The sequence below is a fragment of the Pseudoalteromonas sp. S3178 genome (genome assembly GCF_005886985.1).
Taxonomy (GTDB): Bacteria; Pseudomonadota; Gammaproteobacteria; order Enterobacterales; family Alteromonadaceae; genus Pseudoalteromonas; species Pseudoalteromonas carrageenovora.
On record NZ_PNCW01000272.1, the window covers coordinates 1 to 332 of the forward strand.

Consider the following 332-nt stretch of genomic DNA (forward strand, 5'->3'; position numbering starts at 1 on the left):
TGATGACTTTATTCATAAGCCGTTTGATAAAGTCATTTTATCAGCCAAAATCAAAGCGCATGCGAGGACTCGTAGGCTCAGCCAACAAAGCAACGAACAACGCCGACAACTAGAATATCACTATAATCAGATAGAGCGAGAGCACGAGATTGTTGAGCACATCTTTAGTAATGCGCTTGCACAACAATCTGAATATCCTGAGATTTGTGAATACCACTTGTCCCCCGCGTCAATGTTTAATGGCGATATGTTTTTAATGGCCAAGAGCCCAATGGGTGGCTTTTATTGTTTGCTGGGTGATTTTACTGGCCATGGTTTAGCAGCTGCAGTCG

General features: G+C 43.1%; 1 pseudogene. It reads left to right on the plus strand.

From position 1 onward, the window contains the following. A pseudogene (locus CWC11_RS20930) lies at nt 1–332 on the plus strand (response regulator transcription factor); the annotation flags it as partial.